The following is a 20,263-nucleotide window of genomic DNA, read 5'->3' as shown; positions in this document are numbered from 1 at the left end:
CTGTCTTCGTCGCTGACGCCTTGTTGGGACAATTTTGCATAAGTCCTGATAAATTGCCGGTAAATTATTAAGCAGGCAGTAAATCATTAATTTGCTGATGTGCTGAAGCCAGTGATGCTTTTTCTGCATCCGGGCCCATGGCCAAACCTTCTGCATAGACAAACTCTACATCGGTCATGCCCAGGAAGCCAAAAAAGGTTTTCAGGTAAGGCATTTGTGTGTCGTTTGGTGTATTGCGATACAGACCGCCACGTGTCAGCACGACATACACTTTCTTGCCAGTCAACAAACCTTCAGGGCCGTTGGCGGTATAACGGAAAGTGACCTGGGCACGGGACACTGCATCGATCCAGTTTTTCAACTGGGCAGAAATACCAAAGTTATACATGGGTGCACCCAGCACGACCACATCCGCAGCCTGGATTTCGGCAATCAGTGCATCGTCCAGGGCAACGCGGGCTTGTTGTTCTGCGGTACGCTGGTCTGCCGGTGTGAACAGGGCTTGCAATGCTGTTTCATCAAGTATGGGATGGGGATTGCTGCCGAGATTACGTACATTCACGGTAGCGCCAGACGTGGCTTCCAATAAAACCTCAACCAGGCTATTCGCCAGTTGAGTGGAATGAGAACCTTGGACACGGGCGCTGGAGTTGATTTGCAGGATGTTCATTTTGTGTTCCTTTCAGAAAAGAGTTGATGGACGTACTTTAATCGTTCCAAAAACATTCCGGAAGACGTTAAAATGGATATCATTGTTCCAAAAATAGGAAAATAAAGAATTAAAATGAGGAATCGATCATGACGCTGGAAGCCAATGACCTTTTGCTATTTGCCCGTGTAGTTGAAGAAGGTAGTTTCAGCAGGGCAGCAGACAGACTGGGGGTACCCAAATCTACTCTGTCACGCCGTATTTCTGCTCTGGAAGCACAACTGGGCGAACGCCTGATCTTGCGCACGACACGCAAGCTGACAGTGACAGACCTGGGGCAAAATGTCTTACTCCATGCGCAACATGTGCAGGAAGAAGTGAATGCCACACTGGCCCTGACACAACATAGACAAGTGGAACCGAATGGCAAACTGAAAGTGTCGATGCCCGGCGATTTCGCCAATCATCAAATGAGCGAATTATTGTCGGACTTCATCAGCAAATACCCTTCCGTGAACCTGGAACTGGATTTGTCACCACGCAGGGTGGATCTGATAGGTGAAAACTTTGATGTGGCCATCCGCGTCGGTGACTTGCCCGATGATGCGTCATTGGCAGCACGGGGACTGGCCCGCTTCAGCATAGGTCTGTATGCATCACCAGCCTATTTGAAATCACACGGCACACCCAGCGAGCCCGAAGCCCTGATGGAGCATGACTGTCTGCGTCTGACTGCACGCAATGGCGAGCCATCCATATGGCGCATGGAAAAAGATGGCGCCGTCTGGGAAGGCATACCACCGGGCCGTGCCAGTGCCAATTCACCGGAATTGCTGACGCGCCTGGCAGTACGTGATAAAGGTATCACCATGCTGGCAGATCATTTTGCTGGACAGCATGTACAAAATGGTGAACTGGTCCCCTTGCTGGAAGACTGGAAGCTGCCGGATGTCAATGTCTGGGCCGTTTTTCCAGGTCGTCGCCTGATGCCAGCCCGCACCCGTGTTTTTCTGGATATCCTGCAGGCGGAATTCTCGGGCCCGCGCTGTCTGAAAATGCGTGAGGATGTCAATGTCTGCAAATCAGAGCGCAGAAGCATGAAAGCATTTTAACTATCGACTATCAACTATCAACTATCGCCGCATGATGAAGCATCAAGTTTCGGTGCTGACTCTGTCCCAGTCATGTTCTTCTTCATACTGGCACAACCAGTTGGCTGCCTGATGCCATTCACGCACGGCATACGCATTCAGATTGCCGGGGGCATCCCGCCCGGTAATATGCGCATGGCGAACTGCCCAGTGCAGGCGATACAGTAAGTCAGACCAGTCCAGCACCTGCCCTTTGCGGCGCGGCTTCAAGGCTGCCTGCAAGCGCTCTGGCGCTTCCATTGCATGTGGGAAGAATTTCAGGACTTGCTTCAGATTCACTGCTTGCGTAGGTACGGCCAGTTTGTCCGTCAGACCTGCGGCCCAGGCCAGGAAATACAGGGCTTCCTGTCTTTGTACAAATTGTGCACGCAGTTCTGCAGACGGTTCACCGGCCAATAGAAATGCCTGTTCCTGTGTCGACAAACAGTGCATCAGGCCATGCGTTTCGAGATAAGTACGATACCGTGCAGTATCTTCGCCAGTTGCAACTGCTGTCACGGCCCACAGGGCCAGCATGCGCTGCATCAATTCTTCAGGCTGACGTAATTCCACTTCTTCATCGGATTCGATCACATGCAACTGCACATTGATGCGGATACCACGTTTATGCAATTCCAGTTCGGAAGCTTCTTTGCGTTGCTCGGGGCTCATTATTTCTTCAATCTCGTTAATCAAATCACTCGCTATCAACGAGCAGCCGAATTATCCCAGATTTTGCGGCACTACAGCGTGCAGGAACAATACAGTCCCAATGAGTATTAAAATGCCCATCTGTCACCTACTATTGCAAAGCATATATGCCTGAAACCAAGCCCTTCCCGATACTGCACACTCAAAACTATCAACTCCGCCGCATCGTTGCTGCCGATATGCCTGCAGTTTTCCAGGGCTTATCCGATCCGCGTGTGATTGATTATTATGGCGTCAGCTACGATACCCTGGCATCAACCCAGGCACAGATGGACTGGTATGAAGAAGTCTGGCAAGCCGGCACCGGCATCTGGTGGGGTATTTGCAGTAAGGATGCCCCTGAGCACCTGATCGGCACTTGCGGTCTGCATGAATGGGAACAAGAACATCATTGCGCCGAAACCGGCTTCTGGCTTTTGCCGGACCATTGGGGCAAGGCCGTCATATCCGAATGCCTGAATGTCATGATTGCCCATTGCTTCCGGCACCTGGGCCTGCACCGTATGCAGGCCATGGTCGAGCCAGAAAATATACCCAGTTGGCACCTGCTGGAAAAGCTGGGCTTCCAGCTAGAAGGTGTATTGCGCGAATGTGAATACAAACATGGGCGCTATATTGATCTTAAATGTTATTCCCTGCTCAGGAGAGAGTTTCTTTCTGAGCAAGATTGACATAACTTTGCAAAAACGACCGATCAATCCGTAGCAACAAGTCTCATATGGTCTGCAAAAGCTGTGTATGGTCTGGAATCGCTTGCCCGGATGATGCAAACAACATCCATCTCTGTTTATACATGCATAAAATGGCAAGTCCTGATATCGTACACTGCGTTACAAACTGGAAATCGACTAAAATCAGGTAATCTGCACCCTGTCAGTGTTTCCAGTGCATTTGCCCCTTCATATAACCGACAGCCAAGATTGGATACGCAATTGCCCACTGCCGCTCTGGATACCAGCCAGCTACAAAATTGGCTAGCCGCCGTCGCCCGCAAAGACGCGCAGGCATTTAAATTTCTGTATGACGCCACTTCAGCGAAACTGTTTGGCTTCGCGCTGCGTATATTAGTTAAGCGTGAGTTGGCAGAAGAGGTTTTACAAGAGAGTTTTGTCAACATCTGGAATAACGCAGGCAGTTATCAGGCCGGTCTGGCAGCGCCCATGACCTGGATGACAACTATCGTACGCAATCGTGCTTTCGATCTCTTACGTCGTGTTGATCACGATGTGGAAATTGATGCTGACAATTTTGATATGGGAATCATGCAAGCCATGGAAAGCAGTGAACCGACACCCGCACAGACGCTGGAACTGACACAGGATGCCAGAGCACTGGCTTCCTGCATGTCGCGTCTGGAAGGATTGCACAGGCAAGCGATGGCGATGGCATTTTTCCACGATCTGTCACATAGCGAAGTGGCAGAACATATGAAATTGCCCATAGGCACAGTTAAAACCTGGATCAGACGCGGACTCGACAAGTTGCGTACCTGCCTCACTCGTCTGGAGGCATAATGAATTTACACCAAGTTAAAAATAATCCGGGCCTGCAGGAAAAACTGGCTTCCGAATATGTACTGGGAACCCTGCGTGGTGGTGCCCGCCGCCGCTTTGAAGCATGGATAAAACAGGATGCTGCCTTGCGCCAGGTAGTGGGTCAATGGGAAGCCCATCTGGTACCCATGGCTGAATTTACACAGGCCGTGGCAGCACCCGCCAGCATCTGGCCCGCATTGGAAAAACGCCTGAAACTACAGCCAACTGAAGATCGCTGGGCATACTGGCGCAATCTGCGTGAAGACCTGGCATTCTGGCGTGGCCTGGGCATGTTCTCGACCACGGTTGCAGTGGTCTTGATCTCTGTCATGCTCAACAAGCAGGTAGACCAGCCAGTTGTGCCACAGAATAATTATGTGGCAACCCTGTCGGATGATAAAGCACAGGCCATTGCCGTCATTACCGGTGACAGCAAACGCGGTCAGTTGCAGATCCGCATGGTCACCGCGCAAAACATCGCCGCCGACAAGAGTCTGGAACTGTGGGCAGTAGGCAAGGATGGCAAGGTCAGATCCCTGGGCCTGGTCGCCGACAAGGGCATCATCACCCTGCCCATGCCTGCCAACATGACTGCCGACAGCGTGCCTTTGCTGGCAGTCACGCTGGAACCAAAAGGTGGTTCGGGTAATCCTGAAAAACCGTCTGGGCCGATTATATTCAAGGGTAACTGGGTGCAGATTTAGGAGCGGGGACTGTCGAAAAACGGCAATCGTAACCCTGTCGCTCCAGCGCAGGCTGGAGCCTAGTGGCGTTTGTTGTATGCTTGAGTTGTTATTAAAACGATTGCCCTTCGTGGACACAAGCCGGGTCCCGGTCAATAACGGCAATCATATTATCGTCGCTCCAGCGCAGGCTGAAGCCTAGTGTCTGTCGTGATATGCCGTGTCGTTAATTAACTCGATTACACTCCGTGGACACAAGCCGGGTCTCGGCCCGGCGGCCGAAATACTTTCTTTGCTTCGCCAAAGAACGTATTCAAAGAAAGGCGACCGCAGACTCGCTCCCTGCGGGAGTGCCCATTTATGTAGCGCAAAAAATGGGAAGGTCCGCAACTCGCTACGCTCAAACATCGGACCTTCTTTTTCCATTTTCTGCACTACACAAATGGCTTCGTCCCAAGCGGATTAAAGTCAACAACAAGGTCAAAAACAACAGTAACAACAACCCCAACGTCAAAAACAACCACAACCCCTACACTATCGTTAATTGACGGCATTCAACTAAATATGAATGAGGTTGTGTTGACGTTGGTTTTGGTTTTGACTTTGGGGTTGCTTTTGAAGTTGTTGTTGACCTTCAACCGCTTGGGACGATGTAATTTGTGCTTCACAGAAAATGGATCAGAAAGCTTCGTGTTTGAGCGTAGCGAGTTTCGAAGCTTTCCCATTTTTTGGGATGCACAAATTATGCTGAAGCGTAGCGTAAGCACCCGTAGGGCGAGTCTGCGGTCGCCTTTCTTTGATTCCTTTCTTTGGCGAAGCAAAGAAAGGAATTCGGCCGCCGGGCCGAGACCCGGCTTGTATCCACGTAGGGCAATCTTATAATCAAAGTACGGCATGCAACGAACGCCACTGGGCTCCAGCCTGCGCTGGAGCGACGATATTATAGATTGCCGTTGATTGCCCCCAAACCCGGCTAGTACCCACGAAGGGCAATCTTTTAATCAAAGTACGGCAACGTGATAAACGCCGCTGGGCTCCAGCCTGCGCTGGAGCGACGACAATTAGAACACGGTATTTAAACCCTGGCTGGCAACAAAGTCCCCACCACGTCACCAAAGCCTATCCGCGCACAACCTTCTTTCTGCGCCCAACCGCGCATGACGATGGCATCTCCATCTTCCATGAAAATACGCTGCTCACCATTTGTCAAAGTCAGTGCCTTCTTGCCGCCTTCGGTCAACTCCAGCAAGGAACCAGCTTCTTCTGCAAAAGGACCAGATTGCGTACCCGACCCCAGCAAATCACCCGGATTGAGATTGCAGCCGTTGACAGTATGATGCGTGATCAGTTGCGCAATTGTCCAATATGAATGACGGAAATTCGATAACGACAAACGCTCGGCAGGCACGCCAGCGGCACGCATTTTTTCTGTCTGCAACAAGACTTCCAGTTGTATATCGAAAGCACCGCTGTCGCGCAAACCAGGTGCATCCAGATACGCCATGGGCTGTGGGTCTTCGACATCGCGTGTCCAGGCATGGCGGTAAGGTGCCAGCGCTTCCAGCGTCACTACCCAGGGGGAAATGGTGGAGGCGAAATTCTTTGCCAGGAAAGGGCCAAGCGGCTGGTATTCCCACGCCTGCACATCGCGGGCCGACCAGTCATTCAACAGACACAGGCCAAAGATATGCGATTCTGCCTTGTCCATATTGATGACGTCACCAAGGGCATTGCCGGGGCCGACGAAAATGCCGATTTCCATTTCATAGTCCATGCGTTTGGCAGGGCCAAACACCGGCGTATCAGATGCAGGTGGCTTGGTCTGACCAACAGGGCGACGGAATTGCTGGCCAGAGACGCCGATGGAAGATGCACGGCCATGGTAGCCGATAGGCACCCATTTGTAATTCGGCAGTAAAGGATTATCCGGACGGAACAATTTGCCAACTGCCGTTGCATGATGGACGGATGTATAAAAGTCGGTGTAGTCCCCAATGTGCGCCGGCAGGGCAAATTCTGCCGCGCTTTGCGCCAGCAGGCAGGCTTGCAATGCGCCTTGCAGGCTTGCACCTTCACGCAAAACCCGCGACAACGCCAGGCGCAGTGCCGACCACACTGGTGCGCCCAGACCCATCAGGGCATTCAGGTTGCTGGCATTGACGGCATTGGTGAAATGCCCGCCCTGCAATTCGGTATAACCGGCAAAAGCATGGGCGGCATGGGCGGCTGCCAGATCAAGTATCTGGTCACCGATGGCAATACCGATACGATAAGACTGGCTGCTGCCCTGGCGACGAAACACGCCATACGGCAAGTTTTGCAGAGGGAAATCCGTGTCAGCCTGGTTGGCCGAAGCGACCCAGCTGCGCAAGGCGACGTCATGGGTTTCGTTAAGTTGTACCGTCATTTATTTTTGCTCCGGATTAAAATTTTTCTTAATGCCTTGCCAGCACTGGTAATAGTCAGCCTGCAATTGCGCAGATTCCATCGCCGCACGGGTAGGTTTGATGATAGTACGCGTTTCTATCATGAAGGCCATCGTATCATCGACTTTATGTGGCTTGCTGGTATCAGCGGCGGATGCCTTGTCAAAGGTCGGTGCATCCGGGCCATGACCGCTCATGCAATTATGCAGACTGGCACCACCGGGACGGAAGCCCGTCGATTTGGCATCATACTGACCATGGATGAGGCCCATGAATTCGCTGGCGATATTGCGGTGGAACCATGGCGGGCGGAAGGTATTTTCTGCGACCAGCCAACGCGGCGGGAAGATCACAAAATCGATGGTATCCACACCCGGGGTATCGCTGGCTGCCTGCAAGACCAGGAAAATCGAAGGATCAGGATGATCATAACTGATGGAACCTATGGTGTTGAAGTGACGCAAGTCATATTTGTAAGGCGCAAAATTGCCATGCCAGGCCACCACATCCAGCGGTGAATGGCCTATTTTTGCCGACCATAGATTACCGCTGAACTTGGCCAGCAATTCAAAATCACCTTCCCGGTCTTCATACCAGGCAACAGGCGTCTGGAAATCACGCGGATTGGCCAGGCCGTTGGAACCGATGACGCCTAGGTCAGGCAACTTCAGTATGGAACCAAAGTTCTCACACACATACCCACGTGCTTCACCATCTGGCAGATGAACCTGGAAGCGTATGCCACGCGGAATGACGGCGATTTCTTGTGGTTCTATGTCCAGCAAACCCATTTCGGTACGGATATGCAGGCGGCCTTGCTGGGGAATGATAAGTAATTCAGCATCGGCGTTATAAAAGAAACGCGTGGTCATGTCACGGTTAGCCGTATAGATATGGATGGCACAACCATTTTGCGCGTCAGCCGAGCCATTGCCAGCCATGGTCAACCAGCCAGCTATGAAATCCGTTGCCTCGGCCGGCATGGGCATGGGGTCCCAGCGCAGTTGATTCGGTGTGCTTGGTGTTGCACCAAAGTCATTTGTCATGCGGCCATTGCTGGCTTGCTGGAAAGGCTGATGCATGGCCGCAGGACGTATGCGGTAAAACCAAGAACGACGATTCACATGGCGCGGCGCGGTAAACGCGGTGCCAGAGATTTGTTCGGCGTACAGGCCATAGGCGCATTTCTGCGGGGAATTCTGGCTCTCAGGCAAGGCCCCTGGCAATGCTTCGGTGGCGAATTCATTACCCAATCCAGTCTGGTATTGAAGTTGATAATGAAGCTGACCTTCTTGTGCATCGTGCTTGCTCATGTCAATTCCTGCCATGTGTATGTAATCAGAACCTGACTTTAATGCAAAGCTTGCTGTTTTACGATATAAATACAAAAATGTACTACATTCACAGAATCAATAATGCTGGACAACAATACTAAACTATAAGACTGAAATATTATGCTGGAACCCAAAGACATAGACTTGAACCTGCTGGTAGTGTTTCAGGAAGTGTATCAAGACCGCCAGATATCCTCTGTCGCCCGCAAGCTGAACCTGTCGCAGCCTGCTGTCAGCAATGCCCTTGCCAGGTTGCGGCGCTGTTTTGATGATGAATTGTTTGTACGTACGGCAACAGGAATGCAACCCACGGCACTGGCAGAGCAACTGGCTGAACCCGTGGCGCTGGCACTGACGCATATCACCCAGGCACTGAACCGGCAGGAAAACTTTGACCCTGCCAGCAGCAAGCGTCATTTCACCATCGCCATGACTGATGTCGGTGAAGTGTATTTCATGCCCATCCTGGCAGAACACCTGCATACCCAGGCACCACACGTGCAATTGTCCACCGTGCGCGCCAGTGATATCGATTTGAAAACGGAAATGGAATCAGGCCGGGTTGATCTGGCCATTGGTGCCTTTGATCATTTGTCGGATGCATGGTATCAGCGCCGTCTGTTCCGGCAAAATTATGTCTGCCTGTTCCGGCAAAGCCACCCGCTGGCGGCAGACAAACTGGACATGAAGGATTTTCTGGCGGCACGCCATTTGATTGTTGCATCCAAAGAAAACCCGTATGCCAAAGTCAATCAAAGTCTGGAGAAAGCCGGCATCAGCGCGGCCAGTCATTTGCGTGTCCCGCATTTTGTTGCCGTTCCGTATATAGTCAGTTGCAATGATTTACTGGTAACCGTGCCGCAAAAGCTGGCCGAACGTGCTGCGGCCCCCTTTGGTTTGCGCTATGTCAAGTCCCCTTTGCGTTTGCCAGCTCTGCAAACCAATATGTTCTGGCACCGCCGCTATAATCAGGATGCAGGCAACCAATGGATGCGCAGCCTGATATCTGATCATTTTCTTGAGTAAATGGACAGTTTTCGGGCGTATATCATGAATGATGCTGAAAATCCTTCATCATAAGTCTGAAAGCTTTTCCGCCATGGCAAGTTACTTATCATCTACACTTGCCCTGTCAAATATTTTAGCCGGAGTAACCCCCATGCCTGTCATTACCTGTGTAGAAGACCTGCGCCTGCTCGCCAAAAAGCGCGTACCCAAAGCTTTTTATGATTACGCCGACAGCGGTTCTTACACAGAATCCACTTACAAAGCCAATACCAGCGACCTGGCTGCCATCAAGTTAAGGCAACGCGTTGCCATCAATGTGGAACACCGCTCAACCCGCACCACCATGATAGGTCAGGAAGTCAGCATGCCGGTGGCGATAGCGCCCACCGGTCTGACTGGCATGCAATGGGCCAATGGCGAAATGCTAGGTGCCATTGCGGCCGAAAAATTCGGCGTGCCTTTCACCCTGTCGACCATGAGCATATGCTCGATAGAAGATGTGGCCAGTGTGACCACCAAACCTTTCTGGTTCCAGTTGTATGTCATGCGTGACCGTGGTTTTGTGAAAGAGATGATACAGCGCGCCAAAGACGCCAAATGCTCGGCCCTGGTATTGACGCTGGATTTGCAGATTTTGGGGCAACGCCATAAAGACTTGAAGAACGGCATGTCGGTACCGCCGAAACTGACGCTGGCCAATATTCTTGACCTGGCCACCAAACCCGCCTGGGCCTTGCGTGCACTGTCAGGTCGCAAGACCTTTGGCAACCTGGTCGGCCATGTCAAAGGTGGCGACGGCATACTGACGCTGAGCCAATGGACGGCCAGCCAGTTCGACCCTACGCTGAGCTGGGATGACGTTGCCTGGATCAAGAAGGAATGGGGTGGCAAACTGATACTGAAAGGCATACTGGATGTGGAAGATGCCAGACTGGCAGTAGCTGCCGGTGCCGATGCCATCGTCGTCAGCAATCATGGTGGTCGTCAGCTGGACGGTGCGATGTCGTCGATACAGGCTCTGCCAGCAATTGTCGACGCTGTAGGTCATCAGACTGAAGTCTGGTTTGACGGCGGCATACGCACCGGGCAAGACATATTGAAAGCCACGGCACTGGGTGCAAAGGGCAGCATGGTAGGCCGTGCCTTTTTGTATGGACTGGGTGCCATGGGCGAAGCTGGTGTCACCAAGATGCTGGAAATCTTGCAGAAGGAACTGGATGTCAGCATGGCATTGACCGGTACCAAAGATATTCGCGAAGTGAATACTTCGAACATTATCCGGACTTAGGCCAAGGTCGGAAGCAAGAGAGAAAGCAACAGGGGAAACAACAAAGACAGGAATACGGACAAGAACAAAACTGAAGCGTGCGCGCCAGTGTTGCCTGGCTGCACGCTTCAGTTCTTATACCGGGGAAATATCACCTCAAACAGGGTTCCCTGCCCCTGACTGCCAGTCAATACCTTGATCTCGGCCTTATGGTCTGTTGCGATATCCCTGACGATGGCCAACCCCAGGCCACTGCCGTTTGACTGATCGCTGATGCGATAAAAACGGTTGAATATCAATTCCTGATCTGAAGGTGCAATGCCAGGGCCGGAATCATCGACCTTCAACACCACCATATCTTCCAGACTCAGACAACTGACGGTAATGGTCCCGCGTGCAGGCGTATAACGAATCGCGTTATCGATCAGGTTATCAATCAGGTCACGCAACAAAAAGCGATTCCCCATGATATCGCCAGGGGACAAATCAAAGCCCAGATCGATATTTTTCTTGTCGGCTTCTTCAATAAAATGCTGTATCGCTTCTTCCACCAGCTTGTCCAGCGACACTTTCTCCAGATAGGCTTCAACAAACTGGCTGGGTTCGGCCCTGGCCAGTGACAGGAACTGATTGGTCTGGCGTATCACGCGCTCGCTGGAGGACAGCATCAATTCTATAGAGCGACTGGTTTCTTCATCGGCCATATAGCGCTGCTGTAGCCATTCGATCTGCATTTTCAGGCCGGCCAGTGGGGTCCTCAACTGATGCGCCACATTCGCAACAAAATCACGCTGTGCAGCAGCGCCTACCTGTACTTTGCTCAATAAATCATTGAGTGCCATTACCAAGGGCCGCAATTCCAGAGCGTTATGCTCGACGTCAATCAGGGACAAATCATCATAGCTGCGCGAATCCAGGTCAGCACGCATTTTCTTCAAAGGCAACAAGCCTTTTGACACCGCAAACCAGACGATGAGGATGGACATGACTGCCAGCAAGCCTTCCATCAGCAGCAGGGTGGTAAAGATTTCAGAGCGGATATTGTTCCTGCGTCTCAGGGTCTCCCCTACACCGATAAAAACCGGCTTGCCATCGACCATGGCTTTAAGAGAAATAACGCGTATCCCGCCACCGCGCATCATGCTGTCGTAAGCCAGGGGGTCATTCAATTGTTCAGATGTACGCAAGGATGGGAAATCAGCATCACCGGCGATGGTCTTCCCGCCAGCATTCCTGACAATGAAATAGATAGGATCAAAATGACCAACCCGCAATACCTGTTCAGCTTGCGGTGGCAAATCGATGGCGACATCGGCGCTGGCCAGTTTCAACCTCGGCACCAGTGCCCAGGCGGTATCTGTCAGGCCTTCATCAAAGGCAGCATTGGCTGGCTCCCAGGCCAGGCGATAAATCAGGATGGCACCAAGGATGTTGGTGATCAACAAGGGGGCAATCAGCCATTTCAGCAGGCGCAGGCGTATGCTGGCATTCATCAACTGGCTTTCTCCAGCATGTAGCCAAAACCCCTGATGGTTCTGATGGTGACACCGGCATCGAGGATTTTACTGCGTATGCGTGAAACATAGACTTCAACGGCATTCAGCGTAATGTCTTCGCCCCAGGGCAGGATGGCATCAATGATTTGCTGCTTGGACACCACACGGGCAACCTGCTGCATGAGGTATTCCAGCACAGCCCATTCACGTACCGACAATTCGATTGCCTGACCATTCACACGGGCGCGTTTGGCAGTCTGGTCCAGGGTCAATCCAGCCAGTTGCAGGGCTGTTGCTTCTGGTGCACTGCGTCTGACCAGCGCCTTGATGCGTGCCACCAATTCTGGCGTGGCGAAGGGTTTGACCAGGTAATCATCGGCACCCAGCTCCAGCCCGTGCACACGGTCCTGGATGGAATCTCTTGCCGTCAGCAGCAACACTGGCAAATTGGCATTCTGGCTACGCAAACGCCTGACAACCTCAAAGCCATCAATACCTGGAATACCAATATCGAGCACCATCACGGAAATTTCTGAGCGTTGCAATGCCGCCAGTGCATCGTGACCATTGTGAACGACGTCAATCACCATACCGTGCGCTTTGAGATTTTTGGAGATGCCATCCGCGATCACGGTGTCATCTTCAACCAACAAGACATGCATAGAATATCCAGATGAGCATATGAACAACTTGCGTATTTTACTCTTTTGCCCCTGCTCCATGCCTCCTCCACGCTATTTTTCATTGTCAGCTTATTGTCAGCCTCCTGTCATGTTGACGACAGAATGCCTTGCTATCCTGCCCGGAAATTTGTAATTGACTATTTGCTGCGGCAAACACCTGACGGCCTTGGTTTGCTTTGCTGTCAGGTGCATTCCCTTGAGGTGAAAATGAATAAAAACAATATCAGTCTGCATACGCTGGGCGTACTGCTCGCCCCCGTCTGTCTGGGCATGTTGCTGTCTGGCTGCAACAAGGCAGAGGTACCCGCATCCAAAAAAGAAGCGGCGGACGAAGCCAAACTACCCCTGATCCGGGAAGCGGCAGGGATACGCCTGCCTGAGACATCGCCGCTACGGAAATCGATCGCTGTTGCTGCCGTGACTGAACAAACGGTAGAACGCGCCATCATCATTCCCGGCACGATAGAGCTGGATGCGGCAACGTCGATCAAGGTGGTGCCCCCGGTAGCCGGGCGCATACTGCAGTTGAACAAACGTCTGGGCGACAAAGTCAACGCAGGCGACGTACTGTTTTCCATAGATTCTGCCGATATTGCCACGGCCTACAGCGATGCCAGCAAGGCACAAAGTGCGCTTTTATTGGCAAAACGCAACTTGCAGCGCCAGAAAGATCTGGTGGACGCAGAGATTGCTGCACGTAAAGATTATGAACAGGCAGAAGCAGATTATTCCCAGGCCAGCTCGGAAGTGGGCCGCACCAAAGCGCGGCTGGCGCAACTTGGTGTCAGCAAGGATGCTGGTGCCGGTCACCACTACCAGTTACGTTCGCCAATAGCCGGACGTGTCATTGAATTAAGCGCCGCACAAGGTGGTTTCTGGAATGACACCAATGCGCCCCTGATGACTGTGGCTGACTTGTCCACTGTCTGGATGACCGCCAGTGTCGCCGAGAAAGACTTGCCACTGGTATTTGCCGGACAGGCCGCCAAAATCACCCTGAATGCCTATGACAATGAAGTCTTTGAAGGCAAGATACGCTATGTCGGTGATGTGATTGATGCAGATACCCGCAGCGTCAAGGTCAGGATTGCCATTGACAACAAGTCGGGACGTTTCAAACCTGGCATGTATGCGAAGGTCAATCTCAGCGGTCAAGCCCATCAGGCACCGGCCATTCCTGCGTCAGCCGTGGTACAGAATGGTTTCAATACCCGTGTGTTTGTAGAAAAAACACCCTGGGTGTTTGAACCACGCATCGTCAAGACCGGTGCGCAAGTGGGCGACAAACTGGAAATCCTGTCTGGCCTGAAAGCGGGTGAACGCATCGTCGTCAAAGAGGGAGTGCTCCTCAATGATTGAACATATCGTCAAAGTCAGTTTCGCCCGGCGCGGCATCGTCTGGCTGGTCTTTATCCTGGTCGCCATGTATGGCATCTACTGCTGGAATCAGTTGCCGCTGGAAGCGTATCCGGATATCGCCGATACCACGTCACAGGTAGTGACACAGGTCAGCGGCCTGGCGGCTGAAGAAGTTGAAAAGCAGATCACAATACCGCTGGAACGCGAAATCATGGGTACGCCCGGCATGCATGTGATGCGCTCCAAGAGCACTTTCGGTCTGTCCCTGATCACCGTCGTATTCCAGGATGGGACTGAAGATTACTGGTCACGCCAGCGTTTGCAGGAGCGTATCAGCGCCGTTACCCTGCCCTATGGTGCGCAGCCCGGCCTTGATCCCCTGACATCTCCCATAGGCGAGATATATCGCTACACGCTGGAATCCAAAAGCCGTGACCTGCGTGAATTGTCCGAGCTACAGTTCTGGAAAGTGATACCGCGTCTGAAACAGGTGGCGGGTGTGGCCGATGTCACCAATTTTGGTGGCATCACCACCCAGTTCCAGCTGGAATTTGAACCTGAAAAACTCAGCAAATACAACCTGAGTCTGGCGCAAATCACGCAAGCCATCAATGCCAATAACGCCAGTGCTGGCGGCAGCATACTGACACGTGGACAGCAAGGTTTTGTCGTGCGCGGCATAGGTCTGATCAGCGGCCTGGATGATCTGGGCAATATCATGATCACGCAAAAAAATGGCGTACCGGTCTTGCTGAAAGACCTGGGTGAAGTCAAGCTCGGCAATCAGGAACGCAGTGGCATACTCGGCAAGAATGAAAATCCTGACACGGTAGAGGGCATCACTTTACTGCTGAAAGGCCAAAATCCATCCAAGGTACTGGAAGGTGTGCATGCCGCAGTCAAGGACTTGAATGAAAATGTCTTGCCCAAGGATGTCAAGGTGGTGCCTTACCTGGACCGCACCATGCTGGTGGAGGCCACCCTGCACACGGTAGGCAGAACCCTGCTCGAAGGCATGGTTCTGGTGACGCTGGTGTTGCTGCTTTTTCTTGGTAGCCCGCGTGCTGCGCTGATTGTTGCGGTGACGATACCCATGTCTTTGCTGACGGCATTCATCTTCATGCACCACTTCAAGATACCGGCCAATTTGCTGTCGCTCGGTTCCATCGATTTCGGTATCGTGGTGGATGGTGCGATTGTGGTCATGGAGCAGATACTGCGCAAGTTTGAAGAAGACGGCGGCAAACCCCTGACGGCCAAAGATGTGATGACAGCCGCCTTGCAGGTCAGCAAACCCATCTTTTTCGGCATGGTCGTGATTATCACTGCCTACCTGCCGCTGTTCATGTTTCAGCGCATAGAGTACAAATTGTTTTCACCAATGGCATTTGCGATAGGCTTTGCCCTGTTCGGTGCACTGGTGGTGTCGCTGGTACTGATACCCGGCCTGGCCTATGAAGCGTATAAAAAGCCGCGCAAGGTATTCCATAACCCGGTGCTGGAAAAATTTGCTTCCATCTATAAACCCGTCCTGGAAAAAGTCGTCAACTCACCGCGCCTGACGATTGCGGCATTTGTATTTGCCTTTGCCGCCGTCGTGGGCCTGGGCGCCAGCATAGGCCGTGATTTTTTGCCTACCCTGGATGAGGGTTCGATCTGGCTGCAGGTCACTTTGCCGCCAGGTATCTCGCTGGAAAAGGCTGGCAGCATGTCTGATGAACTGAGAAAAGCTACGATGGAGTTCAAGGAAGTGTCCGCCATCGTCACGCAACTGGGGCGCAACGATGAAGGCACGGACCCATGGACACCTTCTCACATCGAGGTCAGCGTCACCCTGCATCCGTATGACACCTGGCAATCTGGCTGGAGCAAGCAGGAACTCATAGAAAAAATGGCGCAGCGCTTTGAGAAACTGCCCGGCACCCATGTCGGTTTCACACAACCGATGATAGATGGTGTACTGGACAAGCTTGCCGGCGCCCACAGTGACCTGGTAGCCAAAGTATATGGTAATGATTTCAAGGAATCGCGCCGCATAGCCAAAGAAGTGGAAAACACGCTGAAAGCCGTACCTGGTGCAGAAAATGTCATTATCGAACAGGAACCACCTTTGCCGCAGATACGCATCGAAGTCGATCGTGCAGCATCTGCCAGGTACGGCGTCAACGTCGCTGATATCACCGACCTGATAGGCACAGGCATAGGTGGCAAACCCATCGCCCAGTTGTTTATTGATGAACGTCACTATGACATAGGCGTACGCTTCAGCAAGGAATCCCGCAATACCCCGGATGCCCTGGGCAACCTGATGCTGACCTCCTCCAGCGGTGCCAGGATCCCATTGGCGCAGGTAGCCAGCATACGTCTCGATGATGGTGAGAGCACCATCACGCGGGAAATGGGCAAGCGCCACCTGACTGTAGGGCTGGGGCTGAAAGGACGTGATCTTGCTTCTTTCCTCGATGATGCCAAGGAACAGGTGGAAGCCAAAGTCAACTACGATCATTCCAAATTCCAGATTACCTGGGGTGGCCAGTTTGAAAATCAGCAACGGGCCCAGGCCAGACTGGCGGTGATTTTGCCTGTTGTAGTGGCCTTGATGTTCATTCTGCTGTTTGGACAATTCAGGAACCTGCGCCAACCGGCGCTGATACTGATGGCCGTGCCACTGGGTGCTATCGGTGGTTTGTGCGCCCTGCATTTGCGCGGCATGACGCTGAATGTATCCAGCGCGGTGGGTTTTATCGCCCTGTTTGGGGTTGCCGTGATGGATGGGATTTTGATGGTGTCGAACCTGAATCGCCTGCGTGCCGAAGGCAAATTGTCATTACGGGATGTGGTACTGCAAGGCGCACGCGAGCGTTTTCGGCCAGTACTGATGACCGCCAGCGTTGCTGCGCTGGGATTGCTGCCCGCTGCCATCGCCCACGGCCTGGGCAGTGACGTGCAGCGCCCGCTGGCAACTGTCGTGGTGGGTGGTTTGATCACGGCAACCGGCCTGACCCTGGTATGGCTGCCAGGTCTCTACTACCTGATAGAAAAATATATGGAAAACAAAAACAATAAAGCTGCCACGCACCATGATGCCAGCGTCGCGGATGCAGTGTAAGGAATCATCATGCAAAAATTTAAGAAGCAAAAATCTCGTGCCCTCCCGCTGATGTGCGGTCTGCTGCCGCTGTTGCCACTGTTACCACTATTGCTGCAGTTGCCTGCCCATGCACAGGTCACTGCGCCGACAGCGACGGTCAGCATGCAACAATACCTGGCTGCAGTAGAAAACAATAGCCTCGATTTACAGGCGCAGCAAGAACTTATAGCAAGTGCCAGGGCTGGTATTTCCATCGCCGGTGTACGGCCAGATCCACAACTAACGGCGGGCATCGACTCCAAGGAATTGTATGGCCCGAACAAGCCCAATACTGCCACAACGTCCACCGCAGGCATCGCCATTACCCTGGAAACCGCCAACAAGAGAGGTGCAAGGATACAGGCCGCAGAAAGCAATGTACGCCTGACCGAGGCCGGTGTCTCGGCCTACCGGCGGCAACTATTGAGCGACGCCTCCAACGCATTTATAGAAGCCTGCCGTTCTGCGATGTCGCTGGCACGCCGGGACAGCAGCCTGCTTGCCATGCGCGATATTGTGAAGATGAATGAAACACGCTTTAAAACCGGTGATCTAGGCAAGCTGGAGTTGGTGCAGTCAAAAGTCGAAGCCGATCGTTTTGCCATGGATGTCACCAGCGCCCGTGCTGATACCATCAATGCTGAAGCACAGTTATCAAATTTCCTCGGAACAAGCTATCAAGAGATTTTTGCAGGCAAAAAAATCGACTGCAGCGGCAGCCAAAACGAGATGACCACAGACCTGGCCACCCTGACCCGGCAAGCCCTGGAAAAACGGGAAGACGTACAGGTAGCGCGCTCAGCCAGTGACAATGCGAAGGATAATATAGAACTGGCAAAAGCCAATCGCTGGATTGATCCTGTGGTCAATCTTGGCATCAAGAATACACCCAGGGTCAACGCGATACAGAATGCCAGCGGCATGGTGACGAATTCTCCGGCAGAACGATCAAACGCGCTCAGCCTGACTGTCACGATTCCGATTCCTTTTTCACGCACACAAAGCGGTGAATTAAGCCAGGCACAATCGGCGCTGACACAGGCGCAACTGCAATTGCGTTCAACTCTGATAAAAGCAGAAACCGAAGTAAGGAGCAGCTATCTGCAATATCAGGCTGCCTTGCAAAATATCAAAAACTACAAGGAACACGTACTGGATGATTCCGAACGCCTGTTGCAGGGTGTGCGTACCAGCTATCGCAAAGGAGCTGCGTCCATGCTGGAACTCTTGAATGCCCAGCGCAATGCCGATGAAATTTATCAGGCTTATCTGCAGGCAGAAGCCACCCTGGCGATTGCCAGAGTCAAGCTACAGCAAAGTACGGCTGATCAGATGAAATAACGCTGTGGAGTAAGGCATTTGCATTGCAGGCAAACGAAAGTAAAAAAGCATGGGCTTGCCCATGCTTTTTTATTTCATTTTCGGCGACTGAGCCCATGCATACATGGGCCCAATTTATTGCTTAATTTATTGCTTAATTTATTGCTTAATTTATTACTTAGGCGACCTGACGTTGCAATTGGTTTTGCGCCTGATTTTGTGGCTCTACCAGTTGCAGGTTATCAGCATCAATCAGAATGCGACGAGGTTTGTGGGCTTCTGGAATTTCACGCACCAGTTCGATATTCAGCAAGCCATTGTCCAGACGGGCACTGATGACTTTGACGTGATCGGCGAGGCGGAAACGGTGCTCGAAATCACGCGAGGCAATGCCACGGTGCAGGAAGTTGCGTGTGCCTTCGGCTTTTTGACGGCGACCGACGATTTTCAGGGTATCGCGTTCAGATTCGATATCGATTTCACTGCGGTCAAAGCCTGCAACTGCCATGGTGATTGCATATTTATCTTCTGCAATCAGTTCGATATTGTAAGGGGGATAGCTGGGTGCTGTTTCAGCACGTTGAGCATCATCAAATAACTGGGCCAGACGGTCAAAACCGATAGCGGAACGATACAGGGGAGCGAAGTCAAAATTGCGCATGATAATATCCTTTTAAATTGAAGCGATATAAATTAAATGTTTGGAAACTATTTTTTAAAACGGTTACTTCGGGACTGCTGTAGCAAACCTCATGTTCGAGCATCTGCTGAGTAGAAAATGGCGCTTAGCCAAATAGTTTCAAGGCCCTGAGATCAAATTTTTTTCGAAAATTTTTTGCTTCAATAAAATCAACAACAAACCGACTGTTCTCACCAGCAACACTTGTAACAGTTTTAAGGAACCAACAGGAAACATGCATGGCCAAGCTCTACTTCAGATATTCAGCAATGAACGCAGGAAAATCCACAGCACTTTTACAGGTGGCCCACAACTATGAAGAACAGGGACAAAAAGTCCATCTGTACACGGCAGCCATAGACAATCGTTATGGCGCCGGCAAAGTCACTTCACGCCTGGGCCCACAAAGACAGGCTGAAGTTTTCGATACGCATTTTGATTTTCTGGCGGAAGCACCGAAGGTCAGTTGCGTACTGGTGGATGAAGCACAATTTTTGTCCGCCGACCAGGTCAGGCAATTACATCAACTGGCGCAAGTGCGTGGTGTGCCGGTGATCTGTTATGGCTTGCGCAGTGATTTTCTGGGTGAACCTTTTACCGGCTCAGCTTATCTGCTGGCACTGGCCGATGATATAGAAGAATTAAAAAACATCTGCGGCTGCGGGAAAAAAGCGACGATGAACATTCGTGTTGATGCCAACGGCAAGCGCATGAAAACCGGCGAGCAGATTGATATCGGTGGCAATGAGCGCTATCAGCATGTTTGTGGGCGCTGCTTTTACGCTGCTTAATTCAGGACATGCACACGAAGATGCAGGGGCTGTGCAGCTTCTGCCCTCAAGACAAAAGAGCA

17 protein-coding genes are annotated in these 20,263 nt (G+C 51.9%); 10 read left to right on the top strand and 7 right to left on the bottom strand.

Features of this window, described 5'->3' with window-relative positions; all coding sequences use genetic code 11:
• Positions 1 to 67 precede the first annotated feature (67 nt).
• A complete protein-coding gene (locus tag H8L32_RS06075) occupies positions 68 to 670 on the bottom strand; it encodes an FMN-dependent NADH-azoreductase (RefSeq protein WP_186946251.1) in 603 nt (200 codons plus the stop codon).
• 128 nt (positions 671 to 798) lie between these two features.
• On the opposite strand from H8L32_RS06075, the gene H8L32_RS06070 reads away from it, so the two are divergent.
• On the top strand, positions 799 to 1,761 hold the full coding sequence (locus H8L32_RS06070) for a LysR family transcriptional regulator (RefSeq protein ID WP_186946250.1): 963 nt from the start codon (positions 799 to 801) through the stop codon (positions 1,759 to 1,761).
• Between the two features lie 42 nt (positions 1,762 to 1,803).
• Here H8L32_RS06070 and H8L32_RS06065 read toward each other — a convergent pair whose 3' ends face one another.
• Positions 1,804 to 2,451, bottom strand: a complete 648-nt coding sequence (locus tag H8L32_RS06065) for a DUF4272 domain-containing protein (RefSeq protein ID WP_186946249.1) — start codon at positions 2,449 to 2,451, stop codon at positions 1,804 to 1,806.
• A gap of 146 nt (positions 2,452 to 2,597) precedes the next feature.
• Here H8L32_RS06065 and H8L32_RS06060 point away from each other — a divergent pair, with 146 nt between their 5' ends.
• The 3 genes from H8L32_RS06060 (at position 2,598) to H8L32_RS06050 (ending at position 4,729) form a co-directional block, all read left to right on the top strand.
• Positions 2,598 to 3,161, top strand: coding sequence for a GNAT family N-acetyltransferase (locus H8L32_RS06060; protein WP_186946248.1), 564 nt, complete (start codon positions 2,598 to 2,600; stop codon positions 3,159 to 3,161).
• Positions 3,162 to 3,422: 261 nt separating this feature from the next.
• The gene (locus H8L32_RS06055; protein ID WP_230412072.1) at positions 3,423 to 4,004 is read left to right on the top strand and encodes a sigma-70 family RNA polymerase sigma factor; all 582 of its coding nucleotides are present in this window, start codon (positions 3,423 to 3,425) and stop codon (positions 4,002 to 4,004) included.
• The gene (locus H8L32_RS06050) at positions 4,004 to 4,729 is read left to right on the top strand and encodes an anti-sigma factor (RefSeq protein ID WP_186946246.1); all 726 of its coding nucleotides are present in this window, start codon (positions 4,004 to 4,006) and stop codon (positions 4,727 to 4,729) included. The genes H8L32_RS06055 and H8L32_RS06050 overlap by 1 nt, the downstream gene beginning before the upstream one ends.
• Before the next feature lie 1,054 nt (positions 4,730 to 5,783).
• Here the strand turns inward: H8L32_RS06050 and fahA are convergent.
• Together fahA and hmgA are read right to left on the bottom strand one after the other, a co-directional pair.
• A complete protein-coding gene (gene fahA, locus H8L32_RS06045; RefSeq protein ID WP_186946245.1) occupies positions 5,784 to 7,115 on the bottom strand; it encodes a fumarylacetoacetase in 1,332 nt (443 codons plus the stop codon).
• Positions 7,116 to 8,447 carry a homogentisate 1,2-dioxygenase gene (hmgA, locus tag H8L32_RS06040; protein WP_186946244.1) on the bottom strand — a complete coding sequence of 444 codons (1,332 nt, stop codon included), beginning with the start codon at positions 8,445 to 8,447 and terminating at the stop codon, positions 7,116 to 7,118.
• 141 nt (positions 8,448 to 8,588) lie between these two features.
• On the opposite strand from hmgA, the gene H8L32_RS06035 reads away from it, so the two are divergent.
• Both H8L32_RS06035 and H8L32_RS06030 read left to right on the top strand, forming a co-directional pair.
• Entirely contained in the window at positions 8,589 to 9,494 is a 906-nt protein-coding gene (locus H8L32_RS06035) for a LysR family transcriptional regulator (RefSeq protein ID WP_186946243.1), read from the top strand.
• Between the two features lie 133 nt (positions 9,495 to 9,627).
• Positions 9,628 to 10,764, top strand: a complete 1,137-nt coding sequence (locus H8L32_RS06030) for an alpha-hydroxy acid oxidase (RefSeq protein WP_186946242.1) — start codon at positions 9,628 to 9,630, stop codon at positions 10,762 to 10,764.
• A gap of 107 nt (positions 10,765 to 10,871) precedes the next feature.
• On the opposite strand, the gene H8L32_RS06025 is transcribed toward H8L32_RS06030, so the two are convergent.
• Together H8L32_RS06025 and H8L32_RS06020 are read right to left on the bottom strand one after the other, a co-directional pair.
• Positions 10,872 to 12,236: a sensor histidine kinase gene (locus H8L32_RS06025; RefSeq protein ID WP_186946241.1), complete on the bottom strand. Its 1,365-nt coding sequence runs from the start codon at positions 12,234 to 12,236 to the stop codon at positions 10,872 to 10,874.
• Entirely contained in the window at positions 12,236 to 12,901 is a 666-nt protein-coding gene (locus tag H8L32_RS06020) for a response regulator transcription factor (protein ID WP_186946240.1), read from the bottom strand. The genes H8L32_RS06025 and H8L32_RS06020 overlap by 1 nt, the downstream gene beginning before the upstream one ends.
• Before the next feature lie 228 nt (positions 12,902 to 13,129).
• On the opposite strand from H8L32_RS06020, the gene H8L32_RS06015 reads away from it, so the two are divergent.
• From H8L32_RS06015 to H8L32_RS06005, 3 genes are read left to right on the top strand one after another with little or no spacing between them, the layout of a single operon-like run.
• Positions 13,130 to 14,281, top strand: a complete 1,152-nt coding sequence (locus H8L32_RS06015) for an efflux RND transporter periplasmic adaptor subunit (protein ID WP_186946239.1) — start codon at positions 13,130 to 13,132, stop codon at positions 14,279 to 14,281.
• Entirely contained in the window at positions 14,274 to 17,390 is a 3,117-nt protein-coding gene (locus H8L32_RS06010; protein WP_186946238.1) for an efflux RND transporter permease subunit, read from the top strand. Before H8L32_RS06015 ends, H8L32_RS06010 begins: the two co-directional genes overlap by 8 nt.
• A 9-nt stretch (positions 17,391 to 17,399) precedes the next feature.
• Positions 17,400 to 18,752, top strand: coding sequence for a TolC family protein (locus H8L32_RS06005; protein WP_186946237.1), 1,353 nt, complete (start codon positions 17,400 to 17,402; stop codon positions 18,750 to 18,752).
• Between the two features lie 157 nt (positions 18,753 to 18,909).
• On the opposite strand, the gene H8L32_RS06000 is transcribed toward H8L32_RS06005, so the two are convergent.
• A complete protein-coding gene (locus tag H8L32_RS06000) occupies positions 18,910 to 19,392 on the bottom strand; it encodes an Hsp20 family protein (RefSeq protein ID WP_186946236.1) in 483 nt (160 codons plus the stop codon).
• A 257-nt stretch (positions 19,393 to 19,649) separates the two neighbouring features.
• On the opposite strand from H8L32_RS06000, the gene H8L32_RS05995 reads away from it, so the two are divergent.
• Positions 19,650 to 20,201, top strand: coding sequence for a thymidine kinase (locus tag H8L32_RS05995; protein WP_186946235.1), 552 nt, complete (start codon positions 19,650 to 19,652; stop codon positions 20,199 to 20,201).
• Positions 20,202 to 20,263: the final 62 nt, after the last annotated feature.

It is taken from the genome of Undibacterium hunanense (assembly GCF_014284335.1).
Classification (GTDB): Bacteria; Pseudomonadota; Gammaproteobacteria; order Burkholderiales; family Burkholderiaceae_D; genus Undibacterium; species Undibacterium hunanense.
The sequence above is the reverse complement of the archived record's forward strand: the minus strand, read 5'-3'. Positions and strand labels throughout refer to the sequence as shown.

What these genes read in the sequence shown, in the direction of transcription:
- H8L32_RS06075 (WP_186946251.1), bottom strand. Translation starts at nt 670, where the DNA reads ATGAACATCCTGCAAATCAACTCCAGCGCCCGTGTCCAAGGTTCTCAT.
- H8L32_RS06070 (WP_186946250.1), top strand. Translation starts at nt 799, where the DNA reads ATGACGCTGGAAGCCAATGACCTTTTGCTATTTGCCCGTGTAGTTGAA.
- H8L32_RS06065 (WP_186946249.1), bottom strand. Translation starts at nt 2,451, where the DNA reads ATGAGCCCCGAGCAACGCAAAGAAGCTTCCGAACTGGAATTGCATAAA.
- H8L32_RS06060 (WP_186946248.1), top strand. Translation starts at nt 2,598, where the DNA reads ATGCCTGAAACCAAGCCCTTCCCGATACTGCACACTCAAAACTATCAA.
- H8L32_RS06050 (WP_186946246.1), top strand. Translation starts at nt 4,004, where the DNA reads ATGAATTTACACCAAGTTAAAAATAATCCGGGCCTGCAGGAAAAACTG.
- fahA (WP_186946245.1), bottom strand. Translation starts at nt 7,115, where the DNA reads ATGACGGTACAACTTAACGAAACCCATGACGTCGCCTTGCGCAGCTGG.
- hmgA (WP_186946244.1), bottom strand. Translation starts at nt 8,447, where the DNA reads ATGAGCAAGCACGATGCACAAGAAGGTCAGCTTCATTATCAACTTCAA.
- H8L32_RS06035 (WP_186946243.1), top strand. Translation starts at nt 8,589, where the DNA reads ATGCTGGAACCCAAAGACATAGACTTGAACCTGCTGGTAGTGTTTCAG.
- H8L32_RS06030 (WP_186946242.1), top strand. Translation starts at nt 9,628, where the DNA reads ATGCCTGTCATTACCTGTGTAGAAGACCTGCGCCTGCTCGCCAAAAAG.
- H8L32_RS06025 (WP_186946241.1), bottom strand. Translation starts at nt 12,236, where the DNA reads ATGAATGCCAGCATACGCCTGCGCCTGCTGAAATGGCTGATTGCCCCC.
- H8L32_RS06020 (WP_186946240.1), bottom strand. Translation starts at nt 12,901, where the DNA reads ATGCATGTCTTGTTGGTTGAAGATGACACCGTGATCGCGGATGGCATC.
- H8L32_RS06015 (WP_186946239.1), top strand. Translation starts at nt 13,130, where the DNA reads ATGAATAAAAACAATATCAGTCTGCATACGCTGGGCGTACTGCTCGCC.
- H8L32_RS06010 (WP_186946238.1), top strand. Translation starts at nt 14,274, where the DNA reads ATGATTGAACATATCGTCAAAGTCAGTTTCGCCCGGCGCGGCATCGTC.
- H8L32_RS06005 (WP_186946237.1), top strand. Translation starts at nt 17,400, where the DNA reads ATGCAAAAATTTAAGAAGCAAAAATCTCGTGCCCTCCCGCTGATGTGC.
- H8L32_RS06000 (WP_186946236.1), bottom strand. Translation starts at nt 19,392, where the DNA reads ATGCGCAATTTTGACTTCGCTCCCCTGTATCGTTCCGCTATCGGTTTT.
- H8L32_RS05995 (WP_186946235.1), top strand. Translation starts at nt 19,650, where the DNA reads ATGGCCAAGCTCTACTTCAGATATTCAGCAATGAACGCAGGAAAATCC.